We start from the raw sequence: 379 nt of genomic DNA, 5'->3' as shown, positions 1-379 counted from the left end.
CCGCTTTCGCTCGCCGCTACTTACAGAATCTCGGTTGATTTCTTTTCCTCGGGGTACTTAGATGTTTCAGTTCTCCCGGTTTGCCTTATTAAGCTATGTATTCACTTAATAATAGTAGATTCTTCATCTACTGGGTTTCCCCATTCGGACATCTTGGATTAAACGCCTCTTATCGACTCATCCAAGCTTTTCGCAGATTAGCACGTCCTTCATCGCCTCTGATTGCCAAGGCATCCACCGTGTACGCTTAGTCACTTAACTATACAACCTGAAGTATTTTCAGGTATTTCATTATGACACTAAGACTTAACTGCTTTTGTTCAGTTAAGATTTCTTTACTCAGACTTTCTTTCGAAAATCTCTCAGTTTTTCAGCTTGT

1 rRNA gene is annotated in these 379 nt (G+C 40.6%); it reads right to left on the bottom strand.

The features are described 5' to 3' along the window. A 23S ribosomal RNA gene (locus ACWIW0_RS11390) occupies positions 1-261 on the bottom strand; the annotation flags it as partial. Positions 262-379 lie beyond the last annotated feature (118 nt).

Source organism: Ursidibacter sp. B-7004-1 (assembly GCF_053654055.1).
Note: the sequence above shows the minus strand (reverse complement) of the source record. Positions and strands in the feature narration are given on the sequence as shown.